Annotated in this window: 11 protein-coding genes; 3 read left to right on the plus strand and 8 right to left on the minus strand. The window is 70.7% G+C overall.

Going from position 1 to position 14,146, the window contains the following annotated elements:
• Positions 1-391 precede the first annotated feature (391 nt).
• On the minus strand, positions 392-1,399 hold the full coding sequence (locus PH203_RS13945) for a stage II sporulation protein M (protein WP_289920235.1): 1,008 nt from the start codon (positions 1,397-1,399) through the stop codon (positions 392-394).
• A 130-nt stretch (positions 1,400-1,529) separates the two neighbouring features.
• Here PH203_RS13945 and PH203_RS13950 point away from each other — a divergent pair, with 130 nt between their 5' ends.
• Positions 1,530-2,516, plus strand: a complete 987-nt coding sequence (locus PH203_RS13950; protein WP_289920236.1) for an RDD family protein — start codon at positions 1,530-1,532, stop codon at positions 2,514-2,516.
• 28 nt (positions 2,517-2,544) lie between these two features.
• Here PH203_RS13950 and PH203_RS13955 read toward each other — a convergent pair whose 3' ends face one another.
• Both PH203_RS13955 and ahcY read right to left on the minus strand, forming a co-directional pair.
• Complete coding sequence (locus PH203_RS13955) at positions 2,545-3,159, minus strand: hypothetical protein (RefSeq protein WP_289920237.1); 615 nt, start codon at positions 3,157-3,159, stop codon at positions 2,545-2,547.
• Positions 3,160-3,293: 134 nt separating this feature from the next.
• A complete protein-coding gene (gene ahcY / locus PH203_RS13960; RefSeq protein WP_289920238.1) occupies positions 3,294-4,751 on the minus strand; it encodes an adenosylhomocysteinase in 1,458 nt (485 codons plus the stop codon).
• 496 nt (positions 4,752-5,247) lie between these two features.
• Here ahcY and PH203_RS13965 point away from each other — a divergent pair, with 496 nt between their 5' ends.
• Together PH203_RS13965 and lepB are read left to right on the plus strand one after the other, a co-directional pair.
• A complete protein-coding gene (locus PH203_RS13965) occupies positions 5,248-7,350 on the plus strand; it encodes a fructose-specific PTS transporter subunit EIIC (RefSeq protein WP_289920239.1) in 2,103 nt (700 codons plus the stop codon).
• Positions 7,351-7,501: 151 nt separating this feature from the next.
• On the plus strand, positions 7,502-8,182 hold the full coding sequence (lepB, locus tag PH203_RS13970; protein ID WP_289920240.1) for a signal peptidase I: 681 nt from the start codon (positions 7,502-7,504) through the stop codon (positions 8,180-8,182).
• 48 nt (positions 8,183-8,230) lie between these two features.
• Here lepB and PH203_RS13975 read toward each other — a convergent pair whose 3' ends face one another.
• The 5 genes from PH203_RS13975 to PH203_RS13995 form a co-directional block, all read right to left on the minus strand.
• Complete coding sequence (locus PH203_RS13975; RefSeq protein ID WP_289920241.1) at positions 8,231-9,214, minus strand: cation diffusion facilitator family transporter; 984 nt, start codon at positions 9,212-9,214, stop codon at positions 8,231-8,233.
• Positions 9,215-9,337: 123 nt separating this feature from the next.
• On the minus strand, positions 9,338-10,489 hold the full coding sequence (manA, locus tag PH203_RS13980; protein WP_289920242.1) for a mannose-6-phosphate isomerase, class I: 1,152 nt from the start codon (positions 10,487-10,489) through the stop codon (positions 9,338-9,340).
• 41 nt (positions 10,490-10,530) lie between these two features.
• Positions 10,531-11,658 (minus strand): SIS domain-containing protein, encoded by a 1,128-nt coding sequence (locus PH203_RS13985; RefSeq protein WP_289920243.1) that lies wholly within the window; start codon positions 11,656-11,658, stop codon positions 10,531-10,533.
• 206 nt (positions 11,659-11,864) lie between these two features.
• Entirely contained in the window at positions 11,865-12,035 is a 171-nt protein-coding gene (locus PH203_RS13990) for a Trm112 family protein (RefSeq protein WP_242765862.1), read from the minus strand.
• Between the two features lie 720 nt (positions 12,036-12,755).
• A complete protein-coding gene (locus tag PH203_RS13995) occupies positions 12,756-14,120 on the minus strand; it encodes a phosphomannomutase/phosphoglucomutase (RefSeq protein ID WP_289920244.1) in 1,365 nt (454 codons plus the stop codon).
• Positions 14,121-14,146: the final 26 nt, after the last annotated feature.

A 14,146-nucleotide genomic window follows, 5' to 3' on the forward strand; every position in this document is an offset into this window, starting at 1 on the left:
ACGGACGCTTCCTTTGTACTCACCCTTCCGGGCTTTCCTCCGGGCAGTTTCCCTTCGGTCTTGCGTTTCCGACTCTATCAGACCGTTTCCGGTTCCGATTTCCTCGGTGCTTTCCAGGTTCCCGCTTTCGCGTTTCCCTTTCCGGCGGCTCCGACTTTATCAGAAGTTTCGGGCCGGACTGACCGACCGCTCTTTTCCGAATCATCGGGAGGGGCTTCTTCGAAATCGACGTTTCCATCGGGGCTTCAAGAAGCAGACAGACGCTCACTGTTGCCGACCGGGTTGGACCCAGTTCCAGGCAACTGTTCGAATCTACCTCCCCGCTCACTCCGTGTCAACGGTCTTTGCGGGGCGAAGAGGACAGTAGCAGCTCAGCGGCCCTCTCCGCACATCAGGCGGCCATCGGGACGACGGCGCTGCGTTCGGCAGCCTCGACATCGCCGGTGTCGCCCGCTCGGGCCGCACGGCCCCCGAGGACATAGACGTACGCGAGGAAGGCGAGTTCGGCGGCGACGCCGATGCTGATGCGTGCCCAGGTGGGCAGGCCGGACGGGGTGACGAAGCCTTCGATGGCTCCGGAGATGAAGAGCACCAGGGCGAGGCCGATCGCCATGCCGATCGCCGCTCGGCCCTCTTCCGCGAGGGCGGTGCGTCGCGTGCGTGGTCCGGGATCGATGACGGTCCAGCCGAGGCGCAGGCCGGTACCCGCGGCGACGAAGACCGCGGTCAGTTCGAGCAGGCCGTGCGGCAGGACTAGGCCGAGGAAGGTGTCGAGGCGGCCGGCCGAGGACATCAGGCCGAAGCCGACGCCGAGGTTGAGCATGTTCTGGAAGAGGATCCACAGGACCGGGAGACCCAGGAAGACGCCCAGGATCAGGCACTGTGCCGCGGCCCAGGCATTGTTCGTCCAGACCTGGGCGGCGAAGGATGCTGCCGGATGGCTGGAGTAGTACGACTCGTACTGGCCACCGGGACGAGTGAGCTCGCGCAGCTCGGCGGGCGCGGCAATGGTGGCCTGCACTTCTGGATGAGTGCCGATCCACCAGCCCAGGAGGGCCCCCACGGCGGTGGAGATGAGCGCGGTGGGAACCCACCAGTGACGCGCTCTGTAGACCGCTGCCGGGAAGCCGTACGCCAGGAAGCGTGTGACGTCGCGCCAAGAGGCGCGGCGGGTTCCTGTCACGGCACTACGCGCGCGTGCCACGAGCTGGCTGAGCCGACCCGTCAGCTGTGGGTCGGGGGCGCTGGACTGGATCAGCGAGAGGTGGGTGGCCGTGCGTTGATAGAGAGTGACGAGTTCGTCGGCTTCGGCGCCGGTGAGCCTGCGCTGACGTCGGAGCAGCGCGTCGAGGCGGTCCCACTCCGCTCGGTGGGCGGAGACGAAGACGTCGAGGTCCATCGGTTCGCCTGCTCCTCGGAAGTTCGTCGGCGGCTCGTCGTGGGTGTCAGCTTGTCGTACTGGCGCGCGATGCGCCCTCAGCTTGGCAGACTGGCCGTTCTCAGGGCGGGTCAGGGGAAGGACGGCGGGCGTGAGTGAGCTGGTGACGGGCGAGGCGGTGGCGCTGGAACTGCGTCCGGCGCGGCTGCCGAGCAGGGCGTTGGCCGTGCTGCTCGATCTACTGGTGGGTGTGATCGTCTATGTGATCGTGACCATCGCTCTGGTGGCTTCCACGGCATCGCTGGACGAGGCGGCGCAGTTCGCGGTGTCTCTGGCGGCGTTCGTGCTGGTCATGGTGGGTGGCCCGATCGCTGTCGAGACGCTCAGCCACGGCCGCTCGCTGGGGAAGATGGCGTGCGGGCTGCGTGTGGTGCGGGACGACGGTGGGCCGATCCGGTTCCGGCATGCGCTGGTGCGGGGCGGAATCGGTGTGATCGAGATCCTGCTGACGTTCGGGGTCGTCGCCTGCATCGCGTCCCTCGTGTCCGAGCGGGGGCGGCGGCTCGGGGACGTGTTCGCGGGGACTCTCGTCGTTCGGGAACGGGTGCCGGTCTCACACAGCGGCTTTCTGCCTCCGCCACCGCCCTGGCTGGCCGGACGGTTCTCTGAGCTCGATCTGTCGGCGGTGCCCGACGGGCTGTGGCTTGCCATCCGTCAGTACCTGGCGCGGATGCAGCAGTTGGATCCGCAGGTCGGCTGGACGATGGCCGAGCGGCTCGCCGCCGACCTCGTCGCACGTACGGGTACTCCGGCACCGCATGGTGTTCCGCCGGCGGCGTATCTGGCGGCAGTGGTGCAGGAGCGGCAGGCCCGGGAGGTCCGGCGTGCCTTCGCGAACGGCACGGCGGGCGGGGCGCCTGTCGGTGTCGGGTCCGGTGTGCCGGGGGGATACGGACCGCCGTCGGTCCACCCTCCTTTGCCTTCACCGGCCGCGGTGACGGCCGTTCAGCCTGCCCCTGCCGTCCATGGCTCCTCGACCGGCGCGCCTCAGGCCCCCTCGGCCGAGGCGGGGCTGGCCGCTGCGCCGGAGAAGCCCTCGTCCGAGCGTCCTGGGACCGGATTCGCTCCTCCTGCGTAGGTGGGCCTGACTGATTCGGTCCGCCCGCTCATGTGGAGACGGAGGGCGGGGACTCCAGGTCCTCCAACTCGATGCCGGGAGCCGAGAGGACCACGTCCCCGGCGATGTGCACGGTGTGCCGCTCCCCTGTGTCCAGGGCTGTGACCTGGTATTCGTCCACGGTCAGGGGGCCGTTGTCAGTGGCGTGTGCTTCGCTTTTCAGCAGCGCCCAGGACTGGTCCACGGTGCGCGGGGCGAGGACCGGGTCCGTGAAGGCGACGAGTCGTACGCGGGTGGCTGAGGAGGAAGGGGTGAGGCGAAGGAGTCGGGTGGTGGCGATGAGGAACGCCGGGGATGTGCCGGTGAAGGCGTGGGCGGGGACGTTGCCTTCGGTGGCCTGAGACCCGGTGGGATCCGTGCGGACCCAGGTGACGCCGTCGAGGGCGGCGCCGCGGACCTGCCAGCCGCCGGCGTGGAGTTCGAGGCGGATGGGGCGGCCGAGTTCGTCGAGGGCTAGGTCGACGGAGCCGGAGTGGTCGCCCGCCGGGGTGGTCAGCTGGGAGACGTAGCGCCAGCCGGAGGGGCCGGGGGCGCAGTGGAAGTGCTCTTCTGCGAGGGGGGTGTGATCGTGCGGATCGTGGAGCGAATAGCGGCCGCGGGGCATGGGGGTCCTGGGTTCTGACGGGCTGGTCCGGGCGTGGCGGCACGGGCTGGGCCGGCCACAGCGGCCAAAGGGGCAGGCCCCCGGCACGGGGGTGCGGGGGCCTGCCTCGGAGGTCCTGCTGCTGAGGAGAGTGCTCAGTAGCGGTAGTGGTCCGGCTTGTACGGGCCCTCGACCTCGACACCGATGTAGGAGGCCTGCTCCGGACGGAGCGTCGTCAGCTTCACGCCGAGCGCGTCCAGGTGGAGACGGGCGACCTTCTCGTCCAGGTGCTTGGGCAGCGTGTACACGCCGATCGGGTACTCGGACTGCTTGGTGAACAGCTCGATCTGGGCCAGCGTCTGGTCCGCGAAGGAGTTGGACATCACGAAGGACGGGTGGCCGGTGGCGTTGCCCAGGTTCAGCAGGCGGCCCTCGGACAGGACGATGATGACCTTGCCGTCGGGGAACTTCCAGGTGTGGACCTGCGGCTTGACCTCGTCCTTGACGATGCCGGGGATCTTCGCGAGGCCGGCCATGTCGATCTCGTTGTCGAAGTGACCGATGTTGCCGACGATGGCCTGGTGCTTCATCTTGGCCATGTCCGAGGCCATGATGATGTCCTTGTTGCCGGTCGTGGTGATGAAGATGTCGGCCTTGTCGATGACCTCGTCGAGGGTCGTGACCTGGTAGCCGTCCATCGTCGCCTGCAGGGCGCAGATCGGGTCGATCTCGGTGACGATGACACGGGCACCCTGGCCGCGCAGGGACTCCGCGCAGCCCTTGCCGACGTCGCCGTAGCCGCAGACGACCGCGGTCTTGCCGCCGATGAGGACGTCGGTGGCGCGGTTGATGCCGTCGATCAGCGAGTGGCGGCAGCCGTACTTGTTGTCGAACTTCGACTTGGTGACGGCGTCGTTCACGTTGATCGCGGGGAACAGCAGGACGCCGTCGCGCTGCATCTCGTACAGGCGGTGGACGCCGGTCGTGGTCTCCTCGGTCACGCCGCGGATCTCCGAGGCGAGCTGGGTCCACTTCTGGGAGCCGTCGGTGATGGTGCGGTTCAGGAGTTCGAGGATGACGCGGTGCTCGTCGTTCTCGGCGGTGTCGACCGAGGGGACCTTGCCGGCCTTCTCGTACTCGACGCCCTTGTGGACGAGGAGGGTGGCGTCACCGCCGTCGTCGAGGATCATGTTCGGGCCGCCGGTGGGGCTGTTCGGCCAGGTCAGCGCCTGCTCCGTGCACCACCAGTACTCCTCCAGGGTCTCGCCCTTCCAGGCGAAGACCGGGACGCCCTGCGGGTTGTCCACCGTGCCGTTGGGGCCGACGGCGACGGCAGCGGCCGCGTGGTCCTGGGTGGAGAAGATGTTGCAGGAGACCCAGCGGACCTGGGCGCCCAGGGCGACGAGGGTCTCGATCAGGACGGCGGTCTGCACGGTCATGTGCAGCGAGCCCATGATGCGGGCGCCGGCCAGCGGCTGGCTGGCGGCGAACTCCTTGCGGATCGCCATCAGACCGGGCATCTCGTGCTCGGCGAGGGTGATCTCCTTGCGGCCGAACTCGGCCAGGGAGAGGTCGGCGACCTTGAAGTCCTGTCGGTTGTCGACAGTCGTCATTGCGAGCTGCTCCTCGGGATTGGGACGAGGTGGGTAGGGCTGGTCTGCGCGGCGGCGGACACAGGGGTGCCCGAAAAGAGGACACAGGCATGCCCGCGTACGCGCAGCGCAGTTCGTCGGAGGCCCTCTCTCCCTCGGTCGGTCCGCACCGGGACCGCCCGACCGCCATCAGCAGCGACGTCTGGCTCCGTCCCAAGCTACACCGGTACGCCCGGGCGCCCCCAGTCCGCCTCCGAACCCATCGAGTTGGACGCGAGGCGGCTACGAGCAAGAACAGGCGGGCAGGAGAGGCCCGAAGGGTGTGGCCATGACATCGATAACAGGACACCCACGATCGCCGGACCAGGAGCCAACAGGCCATGACAATCTGGGACTTTCGAACCTTTGAGGGAGGCGACCCGTACTCCAGGATGCAAGAGATCGGGAACTCATCTGATCGATCTTGCGGGGCGTCCGGGACGGCGTTCCGTGCGAACAAAGGCGTTAGGAGATCGACGTGACCAGTCCGGCCGGCCCTCCTCCCGCGGGCGGCGGCAGTGACGAGCAGCAGCGGTTGAAGCTGCTCGCGGTGACCGCCTGCCCGACCGGCATCGCGCACACGTACATGGCGGCGGAGAAGCTGCAGCAGGCCGCCGAGAGCCGCGGCATCGACATGAAGGTGGAGACCCAAGGGTCCATCGGGGCTGAAAACGTACTCGATGACAACGATGTCAGCACCGCGGACGGCATCATCATCGCCGCGGACAAGGATGTGGACCTGAGCCGCTTCGCCGGCAAGCGGGTCCTGAAGGTCGGGGTGGCGGAGGGCATTCACCACCCCGGGCAGTTGATCGAGCGGGTGCGGTCGGCGCCCGTGCACCAGCCCGGCGGTGCCCCCACGGCGGTGACCGGCGCGGGTGGCGGCAAGGAGCGGAGCGTCGCGTACAAGGCGCTGATGAACGGGGTCAGTTACATGATCCCGTTCGTGGTGGTCGGCGGGTTGCTGATCGCGATCTCGCTCTCGCTCGGCGGGCACACGGATCCGTCGGGCGGTCTGGTCATCCCGAAGGACTCCTTCTGGATGGACGTGAACAACATCGGCGTCATCGGCTTCACGCTGATGGTGCCGATCCTGTCCGGATACATCGCGTACGCCATCGGCGACCGCCCCGCCCTGGTGCCCGGCATGATCGGCGGCTGGATCGCCAACACGGGATCGCTGTACGACTCCGAGGCGGGCGCGGGGTTCATCGGGGCGATCGTGACCGGGTTCCTCGCCGGATATCTCGTGGTGTGGATCAAGAAGGTCAAGGTCCCGAAGTTCGTGCAGCCGATCATGCCGATCATCGTGATCCCGATCGTGGCGACCACGGCGCTGGGGCTGTTCTTCATCTACGTCCTCGGGAAGCCGATCTCCTGGGTGTTCGAGCACCTGACCGACTGGCTGAGCGGGATGACGGGCACGAGCGCGATCCTGCTCGGCGCGATCCTCGGCCTGATGATCGCGTTCGACATGGGCGGGCCGGTCAACAAGACGGCGTTCCTGTTCGGCGCGGGGCTCATCGCGACCGGCAACCAGACCGTCATGGGCATGTGTGCGGCCGCGATCCCGGTCATGCCGTTGGGTCAGGGCCTGGCCACGCTGATACGGAAGCGGCTGTACAGCGAGCAGGAGCACGAGACCGGGCTCGCCTCCCTCTTCATGGGCTGTTTCGGCATCTCCGAGGGCGCGATCCCGTTCGCTGCGGCGCGGCCCGCGCAGGTCATCCCGGCCAACATGCTGGGCGGGGCGGTGGCCGGGGCGATCGCCGGGGTCGCCGGCGTCGAGGACGCGGTACCGCACGGCGGGCCGATCGTGGCGGTGCTGGGCGCGGTGAGCGGCGTACCGATGTTCTTCGTGGCCGTGGTGATCGGCACGGCCGTCACCGCGCTGACGACGGTGGCTCTCGTCGACCTCAGCGAGCGGAAGCGGCGCGGGGAAGCGGTCGTCGGGGTTCCGGCGGCGGGGCCCGAGCCGGTGCTGGCCGGGGTGGGTGCGGGCGCGGCGCCGGGCGCCGACTCCGACTCCGACAGCAGCACCGGCACCGGCACCGGCACCGGCACGGTCGTAGCGCAGAAGTCCGTGCGTGAGCCCGCGGTGGCGCCCGTCGGGGATGCCGGGCCCGAGGTTCTCTCCGGGTATCTCACCGAGCGGGCCGTGAAGGTCGGGCTCGACGCGGTCGGCAAGGAGGCCGCCATCCGGGAGATGGCCGGGCTGCTGGCGCGTACCGGCAAGGTCGCGGACGTGGACGAGCTGGTGGCGACCGCGCTGCGGCGCGAGGAGCAGGGCACGACCGGGCTCGGTGAGGAGATCGCGATCCCGCACGCCAAGACGGATGCGGTGACCGCGCCCGTCGTCGGGTTCGCGCGGTCCGCCGAGGGCATCGAGTGGGGCTCGCTGGACGGTACGAAGGCCAGGCTGGTCTTCATGATCGCCGTACCGGAGGCGGCCGCGGGCGATGAGCATCTGCGCATCCTGGCGCTGCTGTCGCGGAAGCTGATGGACGCCGGGTTCCGTGGGCGGCTGACGGCGGCGCCGGACGAGCGGGCGGTGCTGGAGGTGCTGGCCGAGATCCGGTAGGGCGAGACGGGGTGGGTGCGGGCCGCGTCCACCAGGACGTGGCCCGCACGACGCTCCCCCGTCATGAGCCACCTGCGCGGCCGGCACAGCCTGTTCACAGCCGGGCGCTACCCTCCCCGCCGCGGACGTTCCGCGTGGGGAGGGAGTGGTGATGGGCAAGGCTCGGGGACTGGGGATCGCGGCCGTCGTGGTGGGGCTGGTGGGGCTGCTGCTGGGGCTCGGTGGTGTCGGCTGGGCGCGGCACGCCTTCGGAGGGTCCGTGGTGTCGGGCGAGAGCATGGCGCCGACGTACGGGATGGGTGACCGGGTCGTCTACGAGCGGGTCGACGGGAGTGAGGTGCGGCGCGGGGACGTCGTGGTCTTCTCGGCGCCGGACCGGTACGGCTTCGACGGGCTGGTCATGGGGCGGGTCATCGGGGTCGGCGGCGACCGTGTGGCGTGCTGTGCCGGAGAGGCGGGGGACGCGCCGGTCACCTTGAACGGGGAGCCGCTTCGGGAGCCGTATCTGAAGGGCGGGGACGCCGGTGGCGGGTATCCCGACTACGACGTGCGGGTCCCGGAGGGGCGGCTGTTCCTGTTGGGCGACCACCGCGCCGACGCGCGTGACTCGCGGGCCTTCCCGGACGACCACGGCGGCACTCTTCCGGCGTCGGCGATCCGGGGGCGGGTGATCGACGACCACACCGTGCCGACACTTCTCGGGGTGGCGATGATGGCCGGCGCGGTGCTCGTGCTGGTGGCCGTCGGGCTGGGGGTCGCCGCCCTCGTCGTACGGCGGAAGGCGCGGGCCGCCGCGGCGGTGCCGCCGCCTTCGTGGGCGGTGCAGGGGTGAACGGTGAAGGGGGCTCGGCGGGTTCCGGTGAGCCCCCTTCGGGGTGGGTCAGTGGCCGGCGGTGTCGTGCTGTGCCGGTCCCCCGGGGGTCGCCTCGCGGTCGGCGCCCTTGGCTGCCTCGGTCTCGCTGAAGATGTCGGGTTCGAGGTAGATGACGCGGGCGATCGGGACGGCCTCGCGGATGCGGGACTCGGCGGCGTTGATCGCGTTCGCGACCTCGGTGGCCGTGTCGTCGTGCTGGACGGCGACCTTGGCGGCGACCAGGAGCTCCTCGGGGCCGAGGTGGAGCGTGCGCATGTGGATGACGTGGGTGACGGTGTCGCCGTCGACGATCGCGGCCTCGATCTTCTGGACCGCGTCCAGGCCCGCGGCCTCGCCGAGCAGCAGGGACTTGGTCTCGACGGCCAGGACGATGGCGATGACGATGAGCAGGACGCCGATGCAGAGGGTGCCGATGCCGTCCCAGACGCCGTCGCCGGTGGCCAGGGCCAGGCCGACGCCCCCGAGGGCGAGGATCAGACCGACCAGGGCGCCGAGGTCCTCCAGAAGGACGACGGGCAGCTCGGGCGCCTTGGCGTGGCGGACGAACTCCTTCCAGGACTGCCGGCCGCGCAGGACGTTGGACTCCTTGATGGCCGTCCGGAAGGAGAAGCTCTCGGCGATGATCGCGAAGACGAGGACGCCGACCGGCCAGTACCAGTGCTCGATCTCGTGCGGATGCTTGATCTTCTCGTAGCCCTCGTAGATGGCGAACATGCCGCCGACCGAGAAGAGCACGATGGAGACGAGGAAGGCGTAGATGTAGCGCTCGCGGCCGTAGCCGAAGGGGTGCTGCGGGGTGGCCTCGCGCTGGGCCTTCTTGCCGCCGAGGAGCAGCAGGCCCTGGTTGCCGGAGTCGGCAAGGGAGTGGACGGACTCTGCGAGCATCGACGACGAGCCACTGAAGAGGAACGCCACGAACTTCGATGCCGCGATCGCGAGGTTGGCGGCGAGTGCCGCCACGATCGCCTTGGTACCGCCTGACGCGCTCATGAGTCCGCGTTGTCCCTTCGTACGCTGTCCCGGGCGCCCCGTGTGGGCTTTGCCCGGCCTTTGCCGGTGGGCCATTGTTGCAGCAGTGCCCGGGAGCGGCGCGTCAGGTGTCCACAGGACCGGTCATACGATCACACTTGCCCGGAAAATCGTGCCGGCCCCGCTCACCTCGGCCGTCTCACCTGCGGGAACGAAAACCGACTGACCGGGGTTCAGGTCGAGCTCGCCCGCCCGGACGGAGCCCGCCGTGCAGAGCAGGATCTGCGGGGCGGGGCGGGTGAGGTCGTGCGCCGCGCCGCCCTCGGGGAGGACGTACCTCGAAAGCCTGAACTCGTCGATCGGGGTCTCGTAGACCTCCTCGCCGTCCGGTGACGCCTCGGGGCGGAGCACGCCCGCGTCGGCGGCCTCGAAGCGGACGATGCGCAGGAGTTCGGGGACGTCCACGTGCTTGGGGGTCAGTCCGCAGCGCAGGACGTTGTCGGAGTTGGCCATGATCTCGACGCCGAGGCCGTTCAGGTACGCGTGCGGGATGCCGGCGCCGAGGAACAGGGCCTCGCCGGGCTGGAGTCGGACATGGTTCAGCAGCATGGCGGCGATCACGCCGGGGTCGCCCGGGTAGTGGTGGGCGATGTCCGCGTACGGGGCGTACGCGCCGCCGAGGCGGGCGCAGGCGGCCGCCGCCTCGCCGACCGTACGGGCCATCTCCTCGCGGTCCGCGCCGAGTACGGCCGTCAGGACCTCGCGCAGCGCCGCGTCCTCGGGGTGGGCGTGCAGCAGATCGACGTACGGCTTGAGGGAGTCGACGCCGAGGCCTGCGAGCAGCTCGGCGGCCTCGTTCGGGTCACGGAAGCCGCACAGGCCGTCGAACTCGGTGAGCGCGCAGATGAGTTCGGGCTTGTGGTTGGCGTCCTTGTAGTTGCGGTGGCCGGCGTCGATGGGGATCGCGCGGCGCTCCTCGTCCTCGTACCCCTCCTTCGCCTGCGCCAGGTTCGGGTGCACCTGGAGGGAGAGCGGGGCGCCCGCGGCGAGGATCTTGAGGAGGAACGGCAGGCGGGGGCCGAACTTGGCGACGGCCTGCGCGCCCAACTCCCCTTCCGGATCGGCCTCGATGACCTCGACCAGCGTGCCGCGCGCGGTGCGCGAGGGCGCGCCGGGGTGGGCGCCCATCCACATCTCCGCCTGCGGTTCGCCGCTCGGGGCGACACCCAGCAGCTCCGGGATGGCGGTGGTGGATCCCCAGGCGTAGGGGCGGATGCTGTTGTCGAGGCGGTCCATCGGGTTCTTTCTGTACGACGGTCAGGGCGTCCAGAGCATGATCAGGCGCCGGAAGCGAGCGCCAGGTAAACCGCGGCGAAATCCGTGATGGCGATCAGTTCCGCGAGGGTCTCCAGTTCGGCGCCCTCCTCCGGTTCCAGCTCGCTGATGGGGGTGTCGTGGCTCAGGGCCAGGTCGCGGGCGGCGGGAGCGGCGGTGAGGCCGCCCAGAGGGCGGTCGCGAAGCAGCACCACGCGCGCGTGGAGCGCGGGAGCCTCCTCCACGCGGTCGCGGAAGAAGTCGTCGGGGTCGGCGCTGGCGGCGAGCGGGCCCGCGAGCAGGGCGCTGTGCGCGGCGAGCGCCTCGGGCAGTTCGGCGACGACCGCGGGGCGGCCGGCGAGTTCGGCGAGGTCCGCGGCGAAACGGCGGCCCGCCGGGCCGGCCGAGACGCCCTCCGTCCAGATCACCGGGAGCGCGTCCGCGAGCTCGGCGGCCAGGGTCTTCGCCGGATTGCTGTACGTCGCGATGGCGGGCCCGCAGCGTTCGGCGATGTGGTCGAGGCGGTCGGCGACCTTCTCCAGGGCGTCCGGCGGGGCGCTGAGCAGGCCGGTGCGGTCGAGGATCGCGAGCAGCGGGGTGAGCAGGGCCCACAGGACGCCGGGGGCGGAGGCCGCGAGGGCCTCGTCCTGCTCGTACGGGGCGGTCGCCAGCGGTACGAAGAGGCCGTGCGCGCCTTGTACGGCGTCGACGAGCGGGGTGCCTGCGGGGGCCACGGCGACGACCGTGCAGCCGCGGCGGTAGGCCTGGTCGGCGAGGAGGGACAGGCCCGGTTCGGTGCCGTCCGGGGTCGCGATCAGGAGCAGGTCGACCGAGCCGGTCCAGCCGGGAAGCTCCCAGCGCAGAGCGCCTGCCGCGGGGGCGACGCCGGTGGGGGCCAGGCGGGTGACGGGGCTGCCGGCGCCGGCGAGGGTGCCGAGGAGGTCGGCGACGCTGATGGCGGCGGCGCCGGGGCCCGCGATCAGGACCGCGCGGGGGCGGCCGTCGGGCTTGAGGTCGTTGACGCCGGCCTCTGCGGCGTGCCGGGCCGCCGTGCGGACTCGGGCGCCTGCCTCGGCGGCACCGCGGAGCAGGCCTCGGCGGTCGGCCTCCGAGAGGGCGTCCGGGGTGTCGAGCAGCGATTCGTCGAGCATGGGGGGCGGTTTCCTCCGATCGACGGGTTCGACGGGTTCGACGGGGTCGACGCGGTTCGACGGGGTCGTCGGTCACGCGGGGCGTCGGGGCGTCGGTTTTCGTGCGGGTCCGGGTTGCCGGGTGTCGCTTGCGGGTGCTCTTGCGCGAGTCACCGTGTCGCCGGGTCGCCGGGGCGTCGCCGCGCCTGGGACGCCGGGGGGTCGGATTACGCGGGGCGGCGGGCCTCGTCGACGAGGAGGACGGGGATGCCGTCGCGTACGGGGTACGCCAGACCGCAGTCCGCGCCGGTGCAGATCAGCTCGGTGTCCTGCTCCTTGAGGGGGGCGTGACAGGCCGGGCAGGCGAGGATCTCCAGAAGGCCGGCTTCGAGCGGCATGGGGTGTCCCTTCGGGGCGGTGTGGGTGCCTGTGCGGGCGTGTGCGGATGTGCCTGGTCAGGGTACCGCCGGTGGGGGGTGGGTGCCGGGGTTGGGCCGGACAGGGGTGCGGGTGACCGGGGGTTGACGGTGGCTGGGGTGGGGTTGCCGGTGACCGGGGTGGGGGTTGGGTGGGGTGCGGGTCGGGTGGGGGTGCGGGTCAGGTGGGTACGCAGCCCGGCGTGACGGGGTGCCGCCTGCGCCCACCCGTGCCGCCCTAGGCGGCACGAATGCCCGCAGGCTGAGTGGGTCCCGAACCGCGGGACTACTGCCCGGCTAGGTGGGTCCCGGACGGGGACCGACTGCCAGGCTGGGCGGGTCTCGGCGGGAGCCACTGCCAGGCTGGGCGGGGCCCGGGCGGGGGGCCAACTGCCCAGCTGGGCGGGGCCCGGCGCCCGGTGGTGCCGAGGTGGGCCCCGGGCGGCACGCATGTCCACAGGCTGGGCGAGCCACGGCCGAGGGCGACCGCCCTGCTGGGTGGGTCTCGGCGGGAGCCACTGCCAGGGTGGGCGGGGCCTTGCGGGAACGACTGCCGGGGTGGGCGCCACCCTGCGCGGCACGCATGCCCGCAAGCTGGGCGAGCCCCAGCCGGGGCAGCTGCCCACCTGGGCCGATCCCCGCAGGAGCGACTACCGAAGTGGGCACCGCCCCGGGCGTGCGCCGCAGTTGCCTTCGTCCTGGTCAGGCTCGGATGATCGCCAGGATCTCGTCGCGTACCTTCTCCATCGTCGGCTCGTCGCGGGCCTCCGCGTTGAGGCGGAGGAGTGGTTCCGTGTTCGACGGGCGGACGTTGAACCACCAGTCGGGGGCGGTGACGGTGAGGCCGTCGAGTTCGTCCAAAGTGATGCCCTCGCGGCCCTCGTAGGTGGCGCGGATGGCCGTCAGGCGGTCCTTCTGGTCGGCGACAGTGGAGTTGATCTCGCCGGAGCCCACGTAGCGGTCGTACTCGGCCACGAGGGTGGACAAGGGGCCCTCCTGGCCGCCCAGGGCCGCCAGGACGTGGAGGGCGGCGAGCATGCCGGTGTCGGCGTTCCAGAAGTCCTTGAAGTAGTAGTGGGCGGAGTGCTCGCCGCCGAAGATGGCGCCGGACCTGGCCATCTCGGCCTTGATGAAGGAGTGGCCCACGCGTGTGCGTACCGGGGTTCCGCCCTTCTCCTTGACGACCTCGGGCACCGACCAGGACGTGATCAGGTTGTGGATGATCACGCCCTTGCCGCCGTTCTTGGCGAGTTCGCGAGCGGCCACCAGGGCGGTGATCGCGGACGGGGAGACCGGGTCGCCGTTCTCGTCGACGACGAAGCAGCGGTCGGCGTCGCCGTCGAAGGCGATGCCGAGGTCGGCGGACTCCTCGCGGACGCGCTTCTGGAGGTCCACGAGGTTGGCCGGGTCGAGGGGGTTGGCCTCGTGGTTCGGGAAGGTGCCGTCCAGTTCGAAGTACATCGGGACGAGGTCCAGGGGGAGGCCCTCGAACACCGTCGGGACCGTGTGGCCGCCCATGCCGTTGCCCGCGTCGACGACGACCTTCAACGGGCGGATCGCGGTCAGGTCGACCAGGCCCCGCAGGTGCGCCGCGTAGTCGTCCAGCGTGTCGCGCTGCGTGATCGTGCCCTGTGTCGCCGCCGGGGCCGGGGCGCCCGACTCGCTCCACTGCTCGGCCAGTTCGCGGATCTGGGCGAGGCCGGTGTCCTGGCCCACCGGTGCGGCGCCCGCGCGGCACAGCTTGATGCCGTTGTACTGCGCCGGGTTGTGCGAGGCCGTGAACATCGCGCCGGGCAGGTCCAGCGCGCCGGAGGCGTAGTAGAGCTGGTCGGTGGAGCACAGGCCGATCTCGGTCACGTCGACGCCCTGGGCGGCGGCTCCGCGCGCGAAGGCCCGCGACAGGCCGGGGGACGAGGGCCGCATGTCATGGCCGATCACGATCGCGCTCGCGTCGACCACCCGCACGAAGGCGGCCCCGAACAGCTCGGCGAGCGTCTCGTCCCACTGGTCGGGCACGACCCCACGCACGTCGTACGCCTTCACGAGCTGTGACAGATCAGCAGCCACGACCCAACCCTTCCGAAAGTCCTGTC

The organism is Streptomyces sp. S.PB5, assembly GCF_030403745.1.
GTDB lineage: Bacteria > Actinomycetota > Actinomycetes > Streptomycetales > Streptomycetaceae > Streptomyces.

Excerpts from the sequence above, each read along its gene's own strand:
- PH203_RS13945 (WP_289920235.1), bottom strand. The coding sequence starts at position 1,399 with ATGGACCTCGACGTCTTCGTCTCCGCCCACCGAGCGGAGTGGGACCGC.
- PH203_RS13955 (WP_289920237.1), bottom strand. The coding sequence starts at position 3,159 with ATGCCCCGCGGCCGCTATTCGCTCCACGATCCGCACGATCACACCCCC.
- ahcY (WP_289920238.1), bottom strand. The coding sequence starts at position 4,751 with ATGACGACTGTCGACAACCGACAGGACTTCAAGGTCGCCGACCTCTCC.
- lepB (WP_289920240.1), top strand. The coding sequence starts at position 7,502 with ATGGGCAAGGCTCGGGGACTGGGGATCGCGGCCGTCGTGGTGGGGCTG.
- PH203_RS13975 (WP_289920241.1), bottom strand. The coding sequence starts at position 9,214 with ATGAGCGCGTCAGGCGGTACCAAGGCGATCGTGGCGGCACTCGCCGCC.
- manA (WP_289920242.1), bottom strand. The coding sequence starts at position 10,489 with ATGGACCGCCTCGACAACAGCATCCGCCCCTACGCCTGGGGATCCACC.
- PH203_RS13985 (WP_289920243.1), bottom strand. The coding sequence starts at position 11,658 with ATGCTCGACGAATCGCTGCTCGACACCCCGGACGCCCTCTCGGAGGCC.
- PH203_RS13990 (WP_242765862.1), bottom strand. The coding sequence starts at position 12,035 with ATGCCGCTCGAAGCCGGCCTTCTGGAGATCCTCGCCTGCCCGGCCTGT.